The sequence below is a fragment of the Streptomyces smyrnaeus genome (assembly GCF_017676345.1).
GTDB lineage: Bacteria > Actinomycetota > Actinomycetes > Streptomycetales > Streptomycetaceae > Streptomyces > Streptomyces smyrnaeus.
Genome location: NZ_JAFFZM010000016.1, coordinates 195857 through 216710, shown reverse-complemented (window position 1 = coordinate 216710; position 20854 = coordinate 195857). Strand labels below are relative to the sequence as shown.

Below are 20854 nucleotides of genomic sequence, written 5' to 3'. Positions count from 1 at the left end.
GCTCGGCGGGCACTCAGCGCGCGTCGTCGGGCAGGAGTCTGGCGAGCGTGCGGACGGCGCGGTACTGGAGTGTCTTGATGGCGCCCTCGTTCTTGCCCATCACCCGGGCCGTTTCGGCCACGGACAGCCCCTGCAGAAATCGGAGCGTTACGCACTCCTGCTGTTGGGGGTTGAGCTTACGTACGGCCTCCAGCAGGGCGGCGTTGGAGAGGGATTCGAGGACCGACTCCTCCGGGGAGCGTTCGACCTCGTTGGCGTCGAGCATCTCGCCGGTGGTCACTTCGAGGCGGAAGCGGCTCGACTTGAAGTGGTCGGCGACGAGGTTCCGGGCGATGGTCACCAGCCACGCCCCGAAGTCGCGGCCCTGCCAGGTGAAGGTTCCGATGCGACGGAGGGCACGCAGAAAGGTCTCACTGGTCAGGTCCTCGGCGGTCGCCCGGCCGCCGACGCGGTAGTAGATGTAGCGGTAGACGGTGTCGCTGTACTGGTCGTACAACCTGCCGAACGCCTCGGCCTCGCCGTCCTGGGCGCGTTCGACCAGGTCCATCATCCGGCGGCTGTCGGTGTCCGAGGCGGCGGGGCGCCGTGCGGTCGCACCGGTGCCGCGGGCGCGCCTGCCGCTCGCGGTGGAGGTGCGGGAGGCGGTTGCCGCGTTCGAGCGGGCTGCCGACGGAGTCGGCGAGGAGGCCGCGGAGGCGGTGGAGGCGGCAGTGGTAGCGGCGGCGGCAGCGGAGGCGGACGACGCCGTACGGGACGAGACCGCCGGGGACGTGGCGGCTGCGGCCGGATCGGCTGCGGTGGTCAGGGCGCGGGCGGCGCGGCGGGCGAGGGCATGGCAGGGACCTGCGGGGACAGTTGAGGCTCCTGCGGGGACAGGTGCGGTTGTTGCGGCAAGGGCAGGGACGGCGTACGCGGTGGGGACGAACGCACGCAGTTGGTCGATGACTGTCGTGCGCAGCGTAGCCAGGCCCGAGGCGTCAACCCCGACGTGTGGGTACACGGGACTCCCAGAGGCAGAGCTTCCATCACGTGCAGTGCGGGACCGTTCACCCGGCGTAGGGACGGATGGGTACCGAATTGCGTCTGAGGAGAATAACGCTTCGTACAGGCTGCGCTACACCTAGTTGCCAAAAACGTCGCTTCGGTTCGTTCCGTTACGGATTGAAGCCGCATTCAGGTACGAATCGAGGACAGTTTTTGATCGTTTTCCTGGCTGAATCTGACGCCTACTTGATGTGTTCCGCCCGACCGAGCAGACCGTGACTGCCGGCCGGGAGCGCCGGGTAACACTGCTGGATTGCCCCGTCCACGGCGGCACACGCCGGACGCGCCACGGGTGTTGCCCGCCGCGGGTGCGCGGACGGCGGCCCTAGTGAGGAGGGTCAGCGGCGACGGCGCTGGACCGCGGCGGCGGCAACCGCACCGCCCGCCAGCGCGCCGACCCCGGCCGCCGCCGGGATGCCCACCTTGGCCGCCTTGCGGCCCCTGCGGTAGTCCCGCAGTCGCCAGCCCATTTCACGAGCATGCGCCCGAAGACGACTGTCAGGATTGATCGCATACGGATAACCGACAAGCGACAGCATCGGGATGTCGTTCGCCGAGTCGCTGTACGCAGCACACCTGTCCAGGTCGAGCCCCTCGGCCGCGGCCAGCGCGCGTACGGCCTCCGCCTTCGCCGGTCCGTGCAGCGGTTCGCCGACCAGCCGCCCGGTGTAGACACCGCCCACCGATTCGGCGACCGTGCCCAGCGCGCCGGTCAGCCCCAGCCGGCGCGCGATGATCGTCGCCGTCTCCACCGGCGCCGCCGTCACCAGCCACACCTTCTGTCCCGCGTCCAGATGCGCCTGCGCGAGCGCCCGGGTGCCCGGCCAGATGCGGCCCGCCATGTACTCGTCGTAGATCTCCTCGCCGATCGCCATCAGCTCCGAGACCCGGTGCCCCTTGACGATGGACAGCGCGCTCTCCCGGGCGTCCTGCATGTGGTCGGCGTTCTCGGAGCCGGCCAGCCGGAAGTACGCCTGCTGCCAGGCGAAGCGGGTCAGTTCGCGCTTCCGGAAGAACTTCCGCTTGTAGAGGCCGCGGCCGAAGTGGAAGAGGGCGGCACCCTGCATGACCGTGTTGTCCAGGTCGAAGAAGGCGGCAGCGCGCACGTCCCCCGCCACGGGGAACTCCGCCTCCCAGGCGCCCTCCGCGCCTTCCCGCCCCGCTGCCGCCAGCTCCTGCTCCTGCTTGCGCGCCGCTTCGGCGGCCGCCTCGCCTGCGAGCACGCTGCGCGCGGTCGCCGAGCGCTTGCGAGAGGTGAGCCATGCAGGAAGGGCCATGCCGCGAGCATAGCCAGTCTGTTCGGTCAGGCGGTTGCGCGTGGGTTGCCGGGGGTGTGGTGGCGGTGAACGGCCGGGGTCCGGGGGTTGCCCCCGGGGATCGCAGCGTGAGGTCAGGCGGTTGCGCGTGGGTTGCCGGGGGTGTGGTGGCGGTGAACGGCCGGGGGTGGTGGCGGTGGGCGGCCGGTCCGTCGGGGATTCGGGCTCGGCGGCGGGTGGGCTGGAGAATGGAGGGATGAAGACTGTGACCCTCATCGGAAAGCCCGGATGCCATCTGTGTGACGTGGCGCGGGACGTGGTGGTCCGGGTGTGCGACGAAGTGGGCGCCACCTGGGAGGAGAAGAACATCAACCAGGAGCCGGAGCTCTACCGCCTCTACTGGGAGCAGATCCCGGTGGTGCTGGTCGACGGTGAGCAGCACGACTTCTGGCGCGTCGACCCCGAACGTCTCCGTAGCGCGCTCACCGGGTGACGCGCCGCCGACACCCGCCGTACGTACCCGTATACGTGCCCGGCGCGTGACTCTTCCGCGGCCGCTCGAATTCCGCTCAAGGACCGCCGAGGGCGGGCTTGTCCAGTGGGAATGTGGTCAGGGTTCGAGTTCGTTTCGATTAGTATCGAGGGCGTTTTGCCGTCCGGGGGCGTATACGTGAGGAGTGTGGCCGGGTGTCCCCGTTGGTGCCTGTGGCGCCGGTCACGTTGGCCGGACAAACCGGACACAATCTTTGTGCACGCGTTCACAAAGGCATAGCCTGGGCGCGACGGAGCGGTCCGGGAGAGTGCCTCACATACGACCGCTCACCGCTTCGCGCAACCGGCAGGAGCACCGTGGCAACTGGCCGAAATCACCGTCCGGCGACGAGTCGGAGCCGAGGGATCCCCGAGGCGACCGTCGCCCGTCTTCCGCTGTATCTGCGGGCACTCACCGCGCTGTCCGAGCGCTCGGTGCCCACGGTCTCCTCGGAGGAGCTGGCCTCCGCGGCGGGCGTCAATTCGGCCAAGCTGCGCAAGGATTTCTCCTACCTGGGTTCGTACGGCACCCGCGGGGTCGGCTACGACGTCGAATATCTCGTCTACCAGATCTCCCGCGAGCTGGGCCTCACCCAGGACTGGCCGGTTGTGATCGTCGGTATCGGTAATCTCGGCGCGGCGCTCGCCAACTACGGCGGTTTCGCCTCACGCGGCTTCCGGGTGGCGGCGCTGATCGACGCCGACCCGGGTCTGGCCGGGAAGCCCGTCGCGGGCATCCCGGTCCAGCACACCGACGAGCTGGAAAAGATCATCTCCGACAACGGGGTGTCCATCGGGGTGATCGCCACCCCGGCCGGCGCGGCCCAGCAGGTGTGCGACCGGCTCGTCGCCGCCGGTATCACCTCCATCCTCAACTTCGCACCGACCGTGCTGTCCGTCCCCGAAGGGGTCGACGTACGCAAGGTCGACCTGTCGATAGAGCTGCAGATCCTCGCCTTCCACGAGCAGCGCAAGGCGGGGGAGGAGCTGGGAGCGCCTCCCGGCCGGAGACCGGGGGAGGGCCCCGAGGCGGACACGGCGCCGCCCGCCGCGCCGCCCGCCGTGGCCGTCACCAAGCGCCCTCCCGAGTCCGGAACTGACGGGGATCTGCCCGCCGTGATGCCGGCATGAGCCTGCTCGTCGTCGGCCTGAGCCACCGCAGCGCACCGGTCAGCGTGCTGGAGCGGGCGGCGCTGGCCCCGCAGGCCCGGGGGAAGTTGCTGCAGGACACCCTGGGGGCCGAGCCCGCGGCCGAGGCCGCCGTGCTCTCCACCTGCAACCGGATCGAGCTGTACGCGGACGTCGACAAGTTCCACGCCGGTGTCGCCGAGCTGTCGACGCTGCTGGCCCAGCACAGCGGAGTGGAGCTGGAGGAGCTCACTCCGTATCTGTACGTGCACTACGAGGACCGGGCCGTGCACCACCTGTTCTCGGTGGCGTGCGGGCTCGACTCGATGGTCGTGGGCGAGGGGCAGATCCTCGGCCAGATCAAGGACGCGCTGGCCGTCGCCCAGGAGCAGCACACCGCCGGGCGCCTGCTGAACGACCTGTTCCAGCAGGCCCTGCGGGTGGGCAAGCGCGCCCATTCGGAGACCGGTATCGACAAGGCCGGGCAGTCGCTGGTGACCTTCGGCCTCGAACAGCTGGCCCAGGGAGCGGCTGTCGACGCGTGGGTACGCGGACGCCGGGCGCTGGTGATCGGCGCCGGATCCATGTCCTCGCTCGCCGCGGTGACGCTGGCGCGCGCCGGTGTGGGCGAACTGGTGATCGTCAACCGGACGTTGGAGAGGGCCCAGCGGCTGGCGGAGAGCCTGGGGGCGAGGGCGTTGCCGATGGCCGCCGTCGCCGAGGAGCTGGCCTCGGCCGACGTGGTGGTGTCCTGCACCGGTGCCGCGGGCCTGGTGCTGGGCGCCGCCGAGATCGAGGGCGCGGTGCGCGGGCGCACCTCCGCCCTGGCCGTGCTCGACCTCGCCATGCCCCGCGATGTCGAAGCAGCGGTGCACCGCATCGACGGAGTGCGGCTCGTGGACATCGAGTCGCTGGCCGACGCCGAGGCGAACGCGCCGATGGCGGGGGACGTGGAAGCCGTCCGCCGCATCGTCGCCGAGGAGGTCGCCGCGTTCGGCGCCGCGCAGCGGGCGGCGACGATCACGCCGACCGTCGTGGCGCTGCGCACCATGGCCGCCGATGTCGTCGCCAGTGAGATGGCGCGGCTGGAGGGGCGGCTGCACGGTATGGACGACAAGCAGCGCGCGGAGATCACGCAGACCGTGCGCCGTGTCGTGGACAAGCTGCTGCACGCGCCGACCGTGCGCGTGAAACAGCTCGCGGGCGAGCCCGGCGGTGCCGGGTACGCCGACGCGCTGCGTGAACTCTTCGACCTCGACCCGCAGGCGGTCGCCGCTGTCAGCAATCCGGAACAGGAGCGGCAATGAACACCGACGCCACAGCCAACCCCCCACTGAGGCTGGGCACCCGCCGCAGCAAGCTCGCGATGGCGCAGTCCGGGCTGGTCGCCGAGGAGGTGCGCAGGCGCACGGGGCGGCCCGTCGAGCTGGTGGAGATCACCACGTACGGGGACATCAGCAAGGAGCAGCTCGCGCAGATCGGCGGCACCGGGGTGTTCGTCAACGCGCTGCGGGACGCGCTTGCGCGCGGTGAGATCGACTTCGCCGTGCACTCGCTGAAGGATCTGCCGACGACCCAGCCGGCGGAGTTCGCACTGGCCGCCGTGCCTGCCCGGGCCGACGCCCGGGATGTGCTGGTGGGCCGGGACGGGCTCGGTTTCGAGGCGCTGATCGGCGCCTGTGCGCCCGGCGTCGCGCGTATCGGCACGGGCTCGCCCCGCAGGATGGCGCAATTGCACGCCTGGGCGCGTACCCTCGGGGTCGAGATCGAGACCGTACCGATCCGGGGGAATATCGACACCCGGATCGGGTACGTGCGCTCCGGTGAGCTCGACGGCGTCGTGCTCGCCGCCGCCGGTCTCGAGCGCATCGGTCGCCTCGACGAGGAGGCCGCCGAACTGATCGAGCCCGACCAGGTTCTTCCCGCCCCCGGACAGGGGGCACTGGCCGTCGAGTGTGTGGCGTCCGACACGCACCTGGCCGCACAGCTCGCGGAGTTGGACGACCCGTGCACACGGGCGGCCGTCACCGCTGAGCGAACCCTGCTCGCCGCCTTGGAGGCCGGCTGCAGCGCACCTGTGGGGGCGCTGGCCGACCTGCTTGTCGAGGGGCAGGTTGTCACTGAAATGCGCCTGCGCGGCGTCGTCGGCACCACCGACGGTCGCACGCTGGTGCAGTTGTCCACCACCGGTCCCGCACCGGCGTCCGACGGCGGTTCTGCCGACCTTGCGCCCTTCGCGCGCATGGGCCAGGAACTCGCCGAGGAGATGCTCGCCAAGGGTGCGGCCGGTCTGATGGGGGAGCGAGCACTTTGAGCCCCACCGCCGCCGACAGGTCGCGCGCCGACAAGCCAGGCACAGCGCGCGCCGACAAGTCGAGCACCGCACAGAAGACGGCAGTCGTGAACAGACAGCACCTGCACGGTGCACACGGACACGTCACCTTCCTGGGTGCCGGGCCCGGAGACCCGGGGCTGCTGACGTTGCGCGCCGTCGAGGCGCTGGGGCGGGCCGACGTCCTCGTCGCCGACCCACGCGTGTACGACGTCGTACGTGCCCATACCCGTCCAGGTGTGGACACACCGCTGCAGGCCGTGACTGATGAGACGTCAACTGCCAGCGCAGCGGCCGACGATGCAGCCCTCGACCCGGGCGAGTCTGCCATAGCCGCCGCACGCGCCGGCAGGCGGGTCGTCCGTGCGGTCGCGGGGGACCCCGGGCTGGACTCGGACGCCGCCCGCGAGATGCTCGCCCTGGCCGACGAGGGCATTCCGTTCGAGGTCGTACCGGGTGTCGCCGCCGTTGTGGGCGTGCCCGCGTACGCCGGGGTGCCGCTGCGCGACGCGCAGGGCACCGACGTGCGGTTCGTGGACGCGAGCACGGCGGACGACCGGTGCTGGACCGAGCTGGGGGTCAGCGACGCGACCGTCGTCGTCTCCACCACGCTGGAGAAGGTCACCTCCGCCGCGGGTGAGCTGGTGGCCGCCGGCCGCAAGCCGGACACCCCGCTGACCGTCACCCTGGCCGGGACGACCACCCGGCAGCGCACCTTCACCGCGACGCTCGGCGGGATCACCCAGGCCCTCAAGCAGGCGAAGGTGCTGCCCTCCGCCGACGGCGGGCAGCCGGTCATAGCCGTGGTCGGTGAGCGCAGCGCCGCGGCCCAGCGCGAGCAGCTGGCCTGGTTCGAGTCCAAGCCGCTGTTCGGCTGGCAGGTCCTGGTGCCCCGCACCAAGGAGCAGGCGGCCTCCCTCTCCGACCAGCTCCGCTCCTACGGCGCCGTACCGGCCGAGGTGCCGACCATCGCCGTGGAGCCGCCGCGCACGCCGCAGCAGATGGAGCGCGCGGTCAAGGGCCTGGTGACGGGCCGCTACGAGTGGATCGCGTTCACCTCCGTCAACGCCGTCAAGGCGGTCCGCGAGAAGTTCGAGGAGTACGGGCTGGACGCGCGGGCCTTCGCCGGGATCAAGGTCGCGGCGGTGGGCGAGCAGACGGCGAACGCGCTGATCGAGTTCGGCGTCAAGCCCGACCTGGTGCCCAGCGGCGAGCAGTCGGCGGCCGGGCTGCTGGAGGACTGGCCGCCCTACGACCCGGTCTTCGACCCGATCGACCGGGTGTTCCTGCCGCGCGCCGACATCGCCACCGAGACCCTGGTGGCCGGCCTGATCGAGCTGGGCTGGGAGGTGGACGACGTGACCGCCTACCGCACGGTGCGCGCCTCGCCGCCGCCCGCCGAGACCCGGGAGGCCATCAAGGGCGGCGGGTTCGACGCGGTGCTGTTCACCTCGTCGTCCACGGTGCGGAACCTGGTCGGTATCGCGGGCAAGCCGCACAACGTCACGGTCATCGCCTGTATCGGCCCCGCCACCGCGAAGACCGCGGAGGAGCACGGGCTGCGGGTGGATGTGATGTCGCCCGAGCCGTCGGTGCACAAGCTGGCCGAGGCGCTCGCCGACTTCGGCGCCCAGCGCCGAGCCGCCGCCGTCGAGGCGGGTGAACAGGTGAAGCGGCCGAGCGAGAAGCGCCCGGCCAGGAGGAGGGCACGCACATCATGAGCACGTACGGCAGCTTCCCGGCGGCCCGGCCGAGGCGGCTGCGCTCCACGGCGGCCATCCGCCGCCTGGTCGCCGAGCACCACACCCGGCCCGCCGATCTGATCCTGCCCGCCTTCGTGCGGGAGGGCATCAGCGAGCCGGTGCCGGTGGGCTCGATGCCGGGGGTCGTGCAGCACACCCGCGACACCTTGCGCAAGGCCGCCGTGGAGGCCGTCGAGGCGGGCGTCGGCGGACTGATGCTCTTCGGCGTGCCGGACGACGCGAAGAAGGACGCCCAGGGCAGCGCGGGCACCGACCCGGAGGGCATCCTCCAGGTCGCGCTGCGCGACGTCCGGGCCGAGGTGGGCGACGAGTTGGTGCTCATGTCCGACCTGTGTCTGGACGAGTACACCGACCACGGCCACTGCGGGGTGCTGACCGCCGGCGGCCGCGTGGACAACGACGCGACGCTGGAGCGGTACGCCGAGATGGCCCGCGTACAGGCCGAGGCGGGCGCCCATGTGCTGGGCCCCAGCGGCATGATGGACGGCCAGATCGCGCACGTGCGCGCCGCGCTGGAGGAGGCCGGGCACACCGACGTGGCGGTGTTCGCCTACACCGCCAAGTACTCCTCCGCGTTCTACGGGCCCTTCCGGGAGGCCGTCGGCTCCTCGCTGCAGGGCGACCGCAAGACCTACCAGCAGGACCCGGCCAACGCCCGGGAGGCGCTGCGCGAGCTGTCGCTCGACCTCGCCGAGGGCGCGGACATGGTGATGGTCAAGCCGGGGCTGCCGTACCTGGACATCCTGCGGGACTTCGCCGAGCGGGTGGAGGTCCCCGTCGGCGTCTACCAGATCTCCGGCGAGTACGCGATGGTCGAGGCCGCCGCGGAGAAGGGGTGGATCGACCGCGAGGCGGCCATCCTGGAGACGCTGACGAGCTTCACCCGCGCCGGGGCGAACATGATCCTCACATACTGGGCGACGGAGGCCGCCGGGCTGCTGCGCGCACGGCGCTGAACCGATCCGGCAACGCAACCGGGGCGCCGTCCGCCGAGCGGACGGCGCCCCTTTTATGCGTACGGCAGGAGCCTGAGCGGCCGTGCCCGAGCAGCTGTCAGAGCCGCTCGGGGGTGCGGATGCCCAGCAGCGCCAGGCCCTGGTGGAGGACCTTGGCGGTCAGGTCGCACAGGAACAGCCGGTTCTCGGTCTGCTCCCGGGTGTCGGCCTTGAGCACCGGGCAGTTCTCGAAGAACCGGCTGTAGAGCGTGGCCAGTTCGTACAGATACGCCGTCACCTTGTGCGGCTCGTACTCGTCGGCCGCCGTCACCAGCGTGTCCCCGAACGCGTCCAGATGCAGGGCCAGCGCCCGCTCGGCCGGGGCCAGTTCCAACTCGGGGCGCGGCACCGGCTCCAGCTCGCCCGCCTTGCGGAAGATCGAGTTGACCCGCGCGTAGGCGTACTGCAGGTAGACGCTGGTGTCGCCCTGGAGGGAGACCATCCGGTCCAGGTCGAAGACGTAGTCCCGGGTCATCGAGTTGGACAGGTCCGCGTACTTGACCGCGCCGATGCCCACCTGCTGCGCCCGCTGCTGGATCTCGTCCTCGCCGACGCTCTCGTCGGCCTTCTCCCGTACGACGGCCGCCGCGCGCTCGACCGCCTCGTCCAGCAGGTCGACCAGCCGTACCGTCTCGCCCTCGCGGGTCTTGAACGGCTTGCCGTCCTTGCCCAGTACGGTGCCGAACGGCAGCTGCCGCGCCGCGCCCTCGGGCAGCCAGCCCGCGCGCTGCGCCGTCTCGAAGACCATCCGGAAGTGCAGCGACTGCCGGGCGTCCACCACGTACAGCAGGGTGTCGGCCTTCAGCTCGCCGATGCGGTTGCGGATGGCGGCCAGGTCGGTGGCCGCGTAGCCGAAGCCGCCGTTGGACTTCTGGACGATCAGCGGCGTGGGGGTGCCGTCCGGGCCCTTGACGTCCTCGAAGAACACGCACAGCGCGCCCTCGGAGCGGACGGCCACACCGGACTCCTCCAGGTCCTTGACCACCTGCTGGAGGTCGTCGTTGTAGGCGCTCTCGCCGACGATGTCCGGGTCCCGGATCTCCACGTCGAGCTGGTCGTAGACGCCCTGGAAGTACGTCTTCGACTCGTCGACGATCTTGTGCCAGAGCGCCAGCGTCTCCGGGTCGCCGCCCTGCAGCGCGGGCACCCGGTCCCGGGCGCGGGACTTGAAGTCCTCGTCGGAGTCGAACAGGGCGCGCGAGGACTTGTACAGCCGGTTGAGCCGGGCCATGGCGGCCTCACCGGCGTCCTTGGCGCCCGCCGTGTCCGACTCGTGGTCCAGCTCGTGCGGATGCTCGATCAGATACTGGATGAGCATGCCGAAGTTGGTGCCCCAGTCGCCGATGTGGTGGCGGCGGATCACCTTCTCGCCCCGGTGCTCCAGCAGGTGCACGATCGCGTCGCCGATCACGGTGGAACGCAGGTGCCCGACGTGCATCTCCTTGGCCACGTTCGGCTGCGAGTAGTCGATCACCGTGGTGCCCGGATCGTCCTTGTACGGCACGCCCAGGCGCTCGTCCCGCTGCCGCGCCACCAGGTTCTCCATGATCGCCTTGTCGGCGACGGAGATGTTGAGGAAGCCGGGGCCCGAAACCTCGATGTTGGCGATCACCGCGTTCTCGTCGTGCGCCGGCAGCGCCTCGGTGACCTTGGCGGCCAGCTCCCGCGGATTGCCCTTGAGCTGCTTGGCCAGCGCCAGCATCCCGTTGGCCTGGAAGTCCGCCCGGTCGCTGCGTCGCAGCAGCGGGTCGGCGGAGGCCGCCTCCGGCAGCGCTGCCGAGAGGGCGTCCGAGACACGCTGGTGGACCGTAGCGGCGAGAGAGGGGACCGTAGCCATGAAGTGCTGACCGTTCCGTCGGGGTGGCTGGATACGGGGCCCAGTATCCCACGCGCGCACAGGGGACCGCCGCCGAGTTCCGGGGGTGGGACAATGGGCCCGCAGGCTTGAAGAGTCCCCCGAGAAGAACGAGAAGGAAGTGCCGGACGTGGCTCAGACCACCCATGAGGCCGACTGGGTCTCCCGTATCGCCGATGAGGTCATCGCAGAGGCGGAACGTCGCGGTCTGAAAACAGTGGTCTGCGCGTCCGGACTGAGCCCCTCGGGCCCCATCCACCTGGGGAACCTGCGCGAGGTGATGGTGCCGCACCTGGTCGCCGACGAGATCAGGCGCCGGGGCGTCCCGTGCGAGCACATTCTGTCCTGGGACGACTACGACCGGTTCCGCAAGGTCCCGGCCGGTGTCGAGGGCGTGGACGAGTCCTTCAGCGAGCACATCGGCCGCCCGCTGACCGCCGTGCCCGCGCCGCCCGGCAGCCCGTACGCCAGCTGGGCCGAGCACTTCAAGGCCGCCATGGAGGCGTCCTTGCTGGAGCTGGGCGTGCAGTACCGGGGCATCAGCCAGACCGAGCAGTACACCTCGGGCGCCTACCGCGAGCAGATCCTCTTCGCGATGCGCGAGCGCGCCCGTATCGACGCCGTGCTCGACCGCTACCGGACGCTGGAGAAGGGCGCGAAGGGCGGCAAGAAGCAGCAGCAGAAGCCCGGTGCCTCCATGGACGCGGCCGAGGTCCAGGCCGCCGAGGGCTCGGGCGCCGCCGCCGAGGACGACGGCTCGGGCGCCGGATCGGGCTCCGCCTACTACCCGTACAAGCCCTACTGCACCGTCTGCGGCCGCGACCTGACCACCGTCACGGCGTACGACGACGAGACCACCGAGCTGTCCTACACCTGCCGGTGCGGGCACGGCGAAACGGTCGAGCTGCGCGACTTCCACCACGGCAAGCTGGTGTGGAAGGTCGACTGGCCGATGCGCTGGGCCTACGAGGGCGTCGTCTTCGAGCCGTCCGGCGTCGACCACCAGTCGCCCGGCTCGTCGTTCGTCGTCGGCGGACAGCTGGTCAAGGAGATCTTCGGCGGCGAGCAGCCCATCGGCCCGATGTACGCCTTCGTGGGCATCAGCGGCATGGCCAAGATGTCCTCCTCCAAGGGCGGCGTGCCCACCCCGGCCGATGCCCTCCAGATCATGGAGGCGCCGCTGCTGCGCTGGATGTACGCCCGGCGCAAGCCGAACCAGTCCTTCAAGGTCGCCTTCGACCAGGAGATCCAGCGCACCTACGACGAGTGGGACGCACTCGGCCGCAAGATCGCCGACGGCTCGGCGCAGCCCGCCGACATCGCCGCGCACACCCGCGCCTCGTCCACCGCGCTGGGCCCGCTGCCCCTCACCCCGCGCCCGCTGCCCTACCGCACGCTGGCCTCGGTCACCGACATCACCGGCGGCCACGAGGAGCAGACGCTGCGCATCCTCAGCGAGTTGGACCCGGAGCACCCGGTGCACTCGCTGGACGAGGTTCGCCCGCGGCTGGATCGCGCACAGCGCTGGATCAACACCCAGGTCCCGGCCGACCAGCGCACCCGGGTCCGCGAGGAGCCGGACACCGAGCTGCTGGCCTCGCTGGACGAGGAGCAGCGCGAGTCGCTGCGGCTGCTGCTCGACGGACTGGACGAGCACTGGTCGCTGGAGGGTCTGACCTCGCTGGTGTACGGCGTACCGAAGGTGCGGGCGGGGTTCGCGCCGGACGCGAAGCCGACGGCGGAGATGAAGGCCGCTCAGCGCAGCTTCTTCGCGCTGGTCTACCGGCTGCTGGTCGGCCGCGAGACCGGGCCCCGGCTGCCCACCCTGCTGCTGGCGGTCGGCGCGGACCGGGTGCGGAAGCTGCTCGGCGGCTGACGCCGGTCGGGTCGCCGGGCTGGGGCGGTGCTCCTCGCGGAGGGGTGCGGATGGATGGTGGTTGCGCGCGCCGTTCCCCGCGCCCCTGGTGGGGCGCTCCGCCTCAGCCCGCGAGGCCCATCTCGGTGTTGTAGCGGTCCTTGAACTCCCGCATGTACCCGCCGAGATAGGTCTCGCTCAGCAGATTGCCGTCCGCGGAGGTGACCCCGAAGCCCTCGTAGAGGGTGCGGGAGAGGAGTCGTGCCGTCGGGAACTCGCCGTGCGAGGCGACGTACTCGCGGTACGCGGAGAAGTAGAACTCCTCGCGCGGCACCCCGTCGGGTACCCCGACGGGCTCGTCACCGAGATCGGGCGCGTCGGCGTACCCCGGCGCGTCGGTGTACTCGGGCGGGTCCGCGTACCCGGCCTCCGGTTCCGGTTCCGGTTCGGCCTCCGCTTCCGGCCGGAGCGGGGCGGGTTCGATGAACAGTTCCTGTTCCCGGGCCGGGGTGGGCACGGCGAGGGTGCGGTAGCGGCCGGGGGACACGGGTACGGGGAACTCGGTGGTGGGCGGCACGGACTCCGCCGCGGTGTCGGCCTCCGGCGTCGGCGCGGCCTCCGGCACGGGCACGGCCTTGGTCAGCTGTACGGCCTCCGGCGTCGGCGCGGACTCGGGCACCGGCGCGGGCTCGGGCTCGGGCCCCGGCTCCGGTTCGGGCGTCGGCACGTGCTCGTGGGCGGGTTCGGTGCCGGTCCCGTGCGCGGTCTGATGAGGGGCCGGTTCCCGGTCGGCCACGTCCTGCCCGGCCACCGGGCCCGGCACGGCGTCCGGGTCCGCGATCGGTATCGGCTCCGGCTCCGGGAGCGCCGTCGCCCGGGGTGCCGTCCGGTGCAGCGGTACTCCGTAGCGGGTGAGTTTGAGGGGCATCAGTGCTTCGACGGGGGCTTTGCGGCGCCAGGAGCGGCCGTAGCGGGCGCGCAGTCTGGTTTCGTAGATGAGGCGGTCCTGTTCCATGCGGATCACCTCGTCGTAGTTGCGCAGTTCCCACAGTTTCATCCGTCGCCACAGGCGGAAGGTCGAGGGGAAGGCCAGCAGCCAGCGGGAGAGGCGTACGCCTTCCATGTGCTTGTCGGCGGTGATGGCGGCCACCCGTCCGGTGGCGTGCCGGGCGGCTTCGACGGTGACGACGAAGAGGACCGGGATGACCGCGTGCATGCCCACTCCGAGCGGGTCGGGCCAGGCGGCGGCGCCGTTGAAGGCGATCGTGGCGGCCGTCAGCAGCCAGGCGGTCTGGCGCAGCAGCGGGAAGGGGATGCGGATCCAGGTCAGCAGCAGGTCCAGGGCGAGCAGGACGACGATCCCCGCGTCCACGCCGATGGGGAAGAAGGGGGCGAACGCCCCGAACCCCTTCCGTTCCGCCAGATCACGGACCGCCGCATAGGAACCCGCGAAACCGATCGCCGCGATCACCATGGCACCCGCGATCACCACGGCGATGAGTATGCGGTGTATTCGGGTCAGTTGTACGCCCTGCACAGGAGTTGTCCCCCACCCTCGGAAACTGGCGGGCCCAGCCTGGCACATGTTGCGGGTGCGGATGCGCGCAGGAGCCCGGCCCCCACGGGGAGGGCCGGGCTCCGATGCGGCGGTGGAAGGCGGCGGGCGGTTACTTGATCTGCTTGACCGCTTCCTCGGCCGCCTTCTCGGCCTGCTTGTTCACCTCGTCGGCGTCGGGCTTCTTGGCGTCCTCGAAGCCCGCTCCCTCGTAGTCGACGGTGATCACCACATTGGCGGTGCGGGCGATCAGGCGCTCGGCCCGGTACTCCTCCGACTTGCCCTTGGCGTCCTTCTTCTTGGTCTCGTACGCGACCGAGACCGCGTCGTCGCCGATGCCCGAGACCTGCTTCTGCTTGGGCTTCTTGTTGTCCTTGTTGCCGGTCTTCTCCTCGACCTGCTGCTTGACGTAGTCCGCGGCCCGCTTGTCGCCGGAGCCGATCGCCGGGTCGGAGTCGAAACGCTTGAAGGAGAGGGTGAGCTGCCGGTAGTCGTACTTGTCCAGCCCGCTCCACAGGCAGCTGTTGGAGTCGTTGGTGTCACCGGTGCCGACGCGCTTGCCCGAGGCGTTGTCCGTGCCGGGCACCAGGTCCTTCACGGTCTTCTTGCCCAGGCTCTTGCACGAGTCGGGCAGCTCCTTGAACTTCGCGGGCGCCACGGTGGGGGACTTGCTCGCGGAGGCCGAGGGGCTGTCGGCCTCCTTGTCCTGGTCGGAGTCGGAGCAGCCGGCGACCAGCAGGACGGGGAGCGCCACTGCCGCACAGGCGAGCGAGTTCCTGACGGTCTTGCTCCGTCGAGGGGCGTTGCGCGGGGCGTTACGGTGCATGGTTCCTTCGCTTCCGGGGTCTTCACCAGTTGTGCCGAGCCGAAAGTGGCCGCGGTGCTGACGGCACGGTACGCGGCGCCTGGGGCGGTGTGGGCGTTTCATGGCACCTTCCACAGCGTGGGACTGCCCACAGGTGGGACTGGCCACATGGGCCGGCCGCGGCGGGAGCGGCCCGCGAGCGGGGTCTGCCGCGTAGCGGGGGAGTCCGCCGTGGTGGGAGTCGTCACAGGGCCGGACGAGGCGGGATCAGTCCTCCTCGAAACGCCCGGCGAGCTGCTCGGCGAGCTCGCGTGCCTTCTCCTGGAGTTCGTGGCTGTCGGGGATCCGGTGCTTGTCGGTCACCCACTGGTCGTACTCGACGGTGGCGATCACATTGGCCTTCCGGAAGACCAGGGTGATGTCCCGGTGCAGGCCGGAGTCCGCGGTGTGCAGGCTGTCGTCGACGTAGGCGGCGTCACCGATGTCGTCCAGGGCGCGGGGGGCCAGGTCCTCGTCCGGGGTGGGGGAGGCGCTCTCCTCGGTTTCGCCTTCCGGGTCCTGGGAGCCGCCCTTGTCGCCGCCTTCGTCCGAACTGCCCTTTTTGTTGGTGGGGGAGGCGTGGCCCTCAGGCGTCTTCCCGGACGGGCTGCCCGAGGCGGAGCCCTCGGAGGTGACGGCGATACCGGCCTTGCGCGCCTTCTTGGCGTACAGCCGCTCGGCCTGCTCGTCGTCGCTGACGGCCGGGTCGTAGGAGACCACCCGCTCGAAGTCGACGGCCAGGTGCCGGGTGCTGAGCGTGGTGGCGCTCTTCCAGCGGCAACCCACCCGCCGGTCGGTGTCGTAGGTGACGCTCGCCTCGCCCTCGTAGGGGCTGGCGCTGTCGCTGGGGGCCGGGGTGCCCTCTTCCTCGGCCGCCGCGGCACCGGGGAGCATCTCGCGCAGCTGGCTGACGGCGACCGTGCCGCACGGCTCGGGGAGGGTGTCGTACTTGCCGGGTGCCGCCGCCGAGGGTGAGGCGGAGGAGCTGCCCTGCTTGCCGTCCCCGCCGTCGTCGGGACCGGAGGAGCCGGTGCAGGCGGTGAGGGCTCCGGCCAGGGTGAGGGCCAGTGCGGCGCTGGTCGCGTACGACGCGAATGTCCCGCGCGTCGCATACCTCTTTGCCCTCCGCGGCACGGCTGGCCTCCTCGTTCGGGGTCGTCCTCCGGGTCGTCCGGGTCACCGGGATCGGGGTACGCCCCAAAGGCGTTCCGCCGACGGGGCGACGGCACATGTCTACCGCACCCGCAGCTCGGACGTCCGGTCGCCTGGCCTCTATGGTGCGCGAAGTCAGATTTTTCCGGTCCGTCACCTTTCCGGGGTTCCCCGCCCGGGCTGTCGCGTCCCGACCGACGGCTCCAACGGTTGTGCGAAACAGGGTAGTTGGGCGGGATTTCTCAGCTCGGAGAGGGGTTTTCGGCCGGACTATTTTCCTATGCGTCGGGTAGCGGCCCCCCGAACCATGGGAGCCTCCCCTACATCAGTTCGGAGCCTCCCCGATCCCTCGGAGGAAGGGGCAACAGACAAACGTGAAGCATGAGACAGAGGAGGCACCCGCCTCCAACGGGGGACTGCCCCGGGGACCGCAGACCGACCGGCTGGTGTTCGGTGTCACCGCGCTCCTCACGCTCGCCTTCGTCATCTGGGGCGCGGTCGGAACGGACTCCCTGGGCGACGTCTCGTCCGAGATGCTGAGCTGGACGATGCACAACGGAGGCTGGGCCTTCGTGCTCGCCGCCACCGGCTTCGTCGTCTTCTCGCTGTGGCTGGCCTTCAGCCGCTACGGCAGGATCACCCTCGGCAAGGAGGGGGAGGAGCCGGAGTTCAGGACGGTGTCCTGGATCGCGATGATGTTCAGCGCGGGCATGGGCATCGGTCTGATGTTCTACGGGGTCAGTGAGCCGCTGAGTCACTTCGGTGCGCCTCCGCCCGGTACCAACCCGGGCAACGACGCGGCCCGCATGGAGACCTCGCTGGCCACCACGCTCTTCCACTGGACGCTGCACCCCTGGGCGATCTACGCGGTCGTGGGCCTGGCCATCGCCTACAGCTGCTTCCGTCGGGGCCGGCGGCAGACGATCAGCGCCGTCTTCACCCCGCTCATCGGCGAGCGGTCGGCCAACGGTGGTCTCGGCAAGGTCATCGACATCCTGGCGATCTTCGCCACCCTGTTCGGCTCCGCGGCCTCGCTGGGTCTGGGCGCGCTCCAGATCGGCAGCGGCATGGAGCAGGCCGGCTGGGCGAGCAAGGTCAGCACCGGTGTGCTGGTCGCCATCATCGCCGTGCTGACCGTCGCCTTCGTGGCCTCGGCCGTCTCCGGCGTGGAGAAGGGCATCCAGTGGCTGTCCAACATCAACATGGTGCTGGCAGCGCTGCTGGTGGTCTTCCTGTTCGTCGTCGGGCCGACGATCCTGATGCTCAACATGGTCCCGACCTCGATCGGCAGTTATCTGGGGGATCTGCCCCAGATGATCGGGCGCACCGACTCCAGCAGCGGCAAGGGAGTCGCCGAGTGGCTCTCCGGCTGGACGGTCTTCTACTGGGCGTGGTGGATCTCCTGGACGCCGTTCGTGGGCATGTTCATCGCCCGGATCAGCCGGGGACGCACCATCCGCCAGTTCGTCGGCGGTGTGATCCTGGTGCCCAGCGTCGTCAGCCTCATCTGGTTCTCGATCTTCGGCGGTACCGCCATGAAGCTGCAGTCGGACGGCGTGCAGCTGGGCGACACCCAGGAGGCCCAGCTCTTCAACGTGCTGAACGAGTACCCGATCGCCAGCGTCACCGGCCTCATCGTGATGATCCTGGTCGGCATCTTCTTCGTCTCCGGTGCGGACGCCGCCTCGATCGTGATGGGCACGCTCTCCCAGAAGGGCACGCTGGAGCCCGGCCGGGGAGTCGTCATCATCTGGGGTGTCCTCACGGGCGCCGTCGGCGCGATCATGCTGATGATCGGCGGCGGTGGTGACGAAGCGCTCGAAGGGCTGAAGAACCTCACGATCCTGGTGGCGGTGCCGTTCACGATCGTGATGGTCGGACTGTGCATCGCGCTCACCAAGGATCTGCGCCGGGACCCGCTGATCATCCGTACCGAGCGGGGCGAGGAGGCCGTGGGCAGCGCGGTCGTCGCCGCCCATGAGCAGTACGGCGGCGAGTTCGAGTTCCGTATCGGCCCGGTGGACCCCGACGCCCCGAAGCTGGACGCCGAGGTGCTGGACGAGGAGGTCGCCCAGGCCGTCGCCGACGCCGCTGTCTCGGCGGAGGACTCCGGCGGCTCGGACGGCTCCGGCGACTCGGACGACGCAGGAGCGGACCGGAACAAGGGCTGAGCCTGCGGATCCTGCCCGGCTCGCGTACGACGGGCGCCCCGCCACCGCACAACACCGGTGCCGGGGCGCCCGTCGTGTGCGTCGTACACCCGGGCGCCCCCGTCACCGGGGCGCCACGCGGTGCTGTGCTACGGCCAGACCAGGCAGTAGGCCTGATGGCCCGCCTCGTGCAGGCGGTCGGAGAAGTCCTGCCAGCGGTGCAGGAGCTGGTAGACGTTGAAGGCGTCCTGCGGTCCGGCGCGGTCGGGGACCGTGGACCAGATGAAGGCCGCGGCGCCGACCGTCTCCTCCCCGACGCCGCGGAGCGGGTCCACGACCGTCATCGGGAGCTTCACCACCGCGTAGTCCGGGTGCAGGACGACGAGTTCGAGCGGCGGTACGCGGTGCAGCGGTATCCCCTCGATCCCCGTCAGCACCATCGCCGCCATCGTCTCGGGCTTGATCTTGGTGAACATGCCCTGCCCCAGCTCGTCCCCGCCCAGTTCCTCGGGGCGCATCGAGATGGGTACGCGCGCGGCCGTGGCACCGTCCGGTGCCCCGAAGTACTTGTAGGTCACCCCCACTCGGCCGCCACCCCTGCCGCTCCTGGTCTTCGCCGTGCTCCCGATGCCCGCGAGGCCGCCGCCCCGCACGATCCCGCTGCCGCTGGTGGTGCTGCCGCTCGTGGCGCCGCCCGCCGTGCCGCTCTCGGACGGTGTGCCGCCGCCCGTCGTTCCCCCGTCCCCCGTACCGCTGTTCGCGCCGCTCCCCGCCGTGGTTCCACTCTCGGCCGCAGTGCGCCTGTGGCGCCCCTGGGCTCGCTCCGGGCCAGTCTCCGAGGGGCCGGGCCCCTCTCCCAGTCCGCCACCGCGATGCATGTCACCACCCGACTGCTCATCCGGGCCGCACAGCCGTCCCCGTGCGGCCCGATCATCGTGTCAGAGACCTCCCCGCCCCGCGGAGTGTGAAACGCCCCCAGGCCCCCGCACACCGGGCTCTGACACCATGGCTTTCGTGACTTACTCGTACAGCGCCCCAGTATCGCAGTCGCTCTTCGACCGCGCCGCCGCCGTGACGCCAGGAGGCGTGAACTCCCCGGTCCGCGCCTTCCGCGGAGTGGGCGGTACGCCCCGGTTCATGGTGTCCGGTTCCGGTCCCTACCTCACGGACGCGGACGGCAGGGAGTACGTCGACCTGGTCTGCTCCTGGGGGCCGATGATCCTCGGCCACGCACACCCCGAGGTGACGGACGCCGTGCGCAGGGCCGTCGAGCGCGGCACCTCCTTCGGTACGCCCGTGGAGGACGAGGTGGCGCTCGCCGAGGAGATCGTGCACCGTATCGACCCCGTTGAGCAGGTACGACTCGTCTCCTCCGGCACCGAGGCGACCATGTCGGCGATCCGGCTGGCGCGCGGTTTCACCGGCCGTTCCAAGGTGGTGAAGTTCGCCGGGTGCTACCACGGGCACGTCGACGCGCTGCTCGCCTCGGCCGGCTCCGGCGTCGCCACCCTCGGTCTGCCGGACACCCCGGGCGTCACCGGCGCACAGGCGGGCGACACCATCGTGCTGCCGTATAACGATCTGGACGCGGTCCGCGAGGCGTTCGCCGCGTACCCCCGCGAGATCGCCTGTGTGATCACCGAGGCCTCCCCCGGCAACATGGGCATCGTTCCGCCGCTGCCCGCCGCCGACGGCAGGCCGAGCTTCAACCAGGGGCTGAAGGACCTGTGCCGGGCGGACGGCGCGCTGTTCATCTCCGACGAGGTGATGACCGGCTTCCGCGCCGGACCGCGCGGCTGGTACGGCATCGACGGCGTCACCCCGGACCTGATGACCTTCGGCAAGGTGATGGGCGGCGGCTTCCCGGCCGCCGCGTTCGGCGGCCGCAAGGACGTGATGGACCATTTGGCGCCGGCCGGCCCCGTCTACCAGGCGGGCACCCTGTCCGGGAACCCGGTCGCCACCGCCGCCGGACTGGCCCAGCTGCGGCTGCTGGCCGCCGACGACTTCGCCGCGCACGCCGTGGTGGACGCCGCCTCCCGCCAGGTGCGGCAGCTGGCCACCGAGGCGCTGAACAAGGAAGGCGTGGCGCACACGGTGCAGACGGCGGGCAGCATGTTCTCCGTCTTCTTCGGGGACTTCGGCCACGCCGGCGTCACCGACTACGCGGCGGCCCGGCGCCAGGAGTCCTTCCGCTTCACCGCCTTCTTCCACTCGATGCTCGCCCAGGGCGTCTACCTGCCGCCCTCCGGGTTCGAGGCGTGGTTCGTCTCCGCCGCGCACGACGAGCGGGCCCTGGAGCGCATCGCCGACGCGCTGCCCGCCGCAGCGCGCGCCGCGGCCGAGGCGGTGCCGGCATGAGCGAGCACATCGACCGAGCACAGGAGAGACTCG

General features: G+C 70.8%; 16 protein-coding genes. 9 read left to right on the top strand and 7 right to left on the bottom strand.

Annotated elements, in window-relative coordinates; all coding sequences use genetic code 11:
- Window positions 1-13: 13 nt before the first annotated feature.
- Both JW613_RS25305 and JW613_RS25300 read right to left on the bottom strand, forming a co-directional pair.
- A complete protein-coding gene (locus tag JW613_RS25305) occupies window positions 14-1000 on the bottom strand; it encodes an ECF subfamily RNA polymerase sigma factor, BldN family (protein ID WP_209213207.1) in 987 nt (328 codons plus the stop codon).
- A 382-nt stretch (window positions 1001-1382) separates the two neighbouring features.
- Window positions 1383-2321 carry an HAD family hydrolase gene (locus JW613_RS25300; RefSeq protein ID WP_185017823.1) on the bottom strand — a complete coding sequence of 313 codons (939 nt, stop codon included), beginning with the start codon at window positions 2319-2321 and terminating at the stop codon, window positions 1383-1385.
- A 235-nt stretch (window positions 2322-2556) separates the two neighbouring features.
- Here JW613_RS25300 and JW613_RS25295 point away from each other — a divergent pair, with 235 nt between their 5' ends.
- The 6 genes from JW613_RS25295 to hemB all read left to right on the top strand — a co-directional run bounded on the left by JW613_RS25295 (window position 2557) and on the right by hemB (window position 9010).
- Entirely contained in the window at window positions 2557-2793 is a 237-nt protein-coding gene (locus JW613_RS25295; protein WP_099883355.1) for a glutaredoxin family protein, read from the top strand.
- 356 nt (window positions 2794-3149) lie between these two features.
- Entirely contained in the window at window positions 3150-3962 is an 813-nt protein-coding gene (locus JW613_RS25290; protein WP_099883356.1) for a redox-sensing transcriptional repressor Rex, read from the top strand.
- Window positions 3959-5266 carry a glutamyl-tRNA reductase gene (locus tag JW613_RS25285; RefSeq protein ID WP_209213206.1) on the top strand — a complete coding sequence of 436 codons (1308 nt, stop codon included), beginning with the start codon at window positions 3959-3961 and terminating at the stop codon, window positions 5264-5266. The genes JW613_RS25290 and JW613_RS25285 overlap by 4 nt, the downstream gene beginning before the upstream one ends.
- A complete protein-coding gene (gene hemC / locus JW613_RS25280; protein WP_209213205.1) occupies window positions 5263-6273 on the top strand; it encodes a hydroxymethylbilane synthase in 1011 nt (336 codons plus the stop codon). The genes JW613_RS25285 and hemC overlap by 4 nt, the downstream gene beginning before the upstream one ends.
- 86 nt (window positions 6274-6359) lie before the next feature.
- Window positions 6360-8012 carry a bifunctional uroporphyrinogen-III C-methyltransferase/uroporphyrinogen-III synthase gene (locus JW613_RS25275; protein WP_099886698.1) on the top strand — a complete coding sequence of 551 codons (1653 nt, stop codon included), beginning with the start codon at window positions 6360-6362 and terminating at the stop codon, window positions 8010-8012.
- Complete coding sequence (gene hemB / locus JW613_RS25270) at window positions 8009-9010, top strand: porphobilinogen synthase (protein ID WP_209213204.1); 1002 nt, start codon at window positions 8009-8011, stop codon at window positions 9008-9010. Before JW613_RS25275 ends, hemB begins: the two co-directional genes overlap by 4 nt.
- A gap of 97 nt (window positions 9011-9107) precedes the next feature.
- Here the strand turns inward: hemB and argS are convergent, their stop codons facing one another.
- On the bottom strand, window positions 9108-10886 hold the full coding sequence (argS, locus tag JW613_RS25265; protein ID WP_209213203.1) for an arginine--tRNA ligase: 1779 nt from the start codon (window positions 10884-10886) through the stop codon (window positions 9108-9110).
- A gap of 148 nt (window positions 10887-11034) precedes the next feature.
- Here argS and lysS point away from each other — a divergent pair, with 148 nt between their 5' ends.
- Entirely contained in the window at window positions 11035-12780 is a 1746-nt protein-coding gene (gene lysS, locus JW613_RS25260; protein ID WP_209213202.1) for a lysine--tRNA ligase, read from the top strand.
- A gap of 103 nt (window positions 12781-12883) precedes the next feature.
- Here the strand turns inward: lysS and JW613_RS25255 are convergent, their stop codons facing one another.
- From JW613_RS25255 to JW613_RS25245, 3 genes are all read right to left on the bottom strand, one after another.
- The gene (locus JW613_RS25255) at window positions 12884-14233 is read right to left on the bottom strand and encodes a DUF2637 domain-containing protein (protein WP_372448000.1); all 1350 of its coding nucleotides are present in this window, start codon (window positions 14231-14233) and stop codon (window positions 12884-12886) included.
- A gap of 193 nt (window positions 14234-14426) precedes the next feature.
- Complete coding sequence (locus JW613_RS25250) at window positions 14427-15140, bottom strand: DUF3558 domain-containing protein (RefSeq protein WP_209213200.1); 714 nt, start codon at window positions 15138-15140, stop codon at window positions 14427-14429.
- A gap of 246 nt (window positions 15141-15386) precedes the next feature.
- Window positions 15387-16292: a hypothetical protein gene (locus JW613_RS25245; protein ID WP_209213199.1), complete on the bottom strand. Its 906-nt coding sequence runs from the start codon at window positions 16290-16292 to the stop codon at window positions 15387-15389.
- A gap of 392 nt (window positions 16293-16684) precedes the next feature.
- Here JW613_RS25245 and JW613_RS25240 point away from each other — a divergent pair, with 392 nt between their 5' ends.
- Complete coding sequence (locus tag JW613_RS25240; RefSeq protein ID WP_209213198.1) at window positions 16685-18481, top strand: BCCT family transporter; 1797 nt, start codon at window positions 16685-16687, stop codon at window positions 18479-18481.
- 128 nt (window positions 18482-18609) lie between these two features.
- Here JW613_RS25240 and JW613_RS37065 read toward each other — a convergent pair whose 3' ends face one another.
- Window positions 18610-19044, bottom strand: a complete 435-nt coding sequence (locus tag JW613_RS37065; RefSeq protein ID WP_016472851.1) for a hypothetical protein — start codon at window positions 19042-19044, stop codon at window positions 18610-18612.
- A 421-nt stretch (window positions 19045-19465) separates the two neighbouring features.
- Here JW613_RS37065 and hemL point away from each other — a divergent pair, with 421 nt between their 5' ends.
- Window positions 19466-20821 carry a glutamate-1-semialdehyde 2,1-aminomutase gene (gene hemL / locus JW613_RS25230; protein ID WP_209213197.1) on the top strand — a complete coding sequence of 452 codons (1356 nt, stop codon included), beginning with the start codon at window positions 19466-19468 and terminating at the stop codon, window positions 20819-20821.
- Window positions 20822-20854 lie beyond the last annotated feature (33 nt).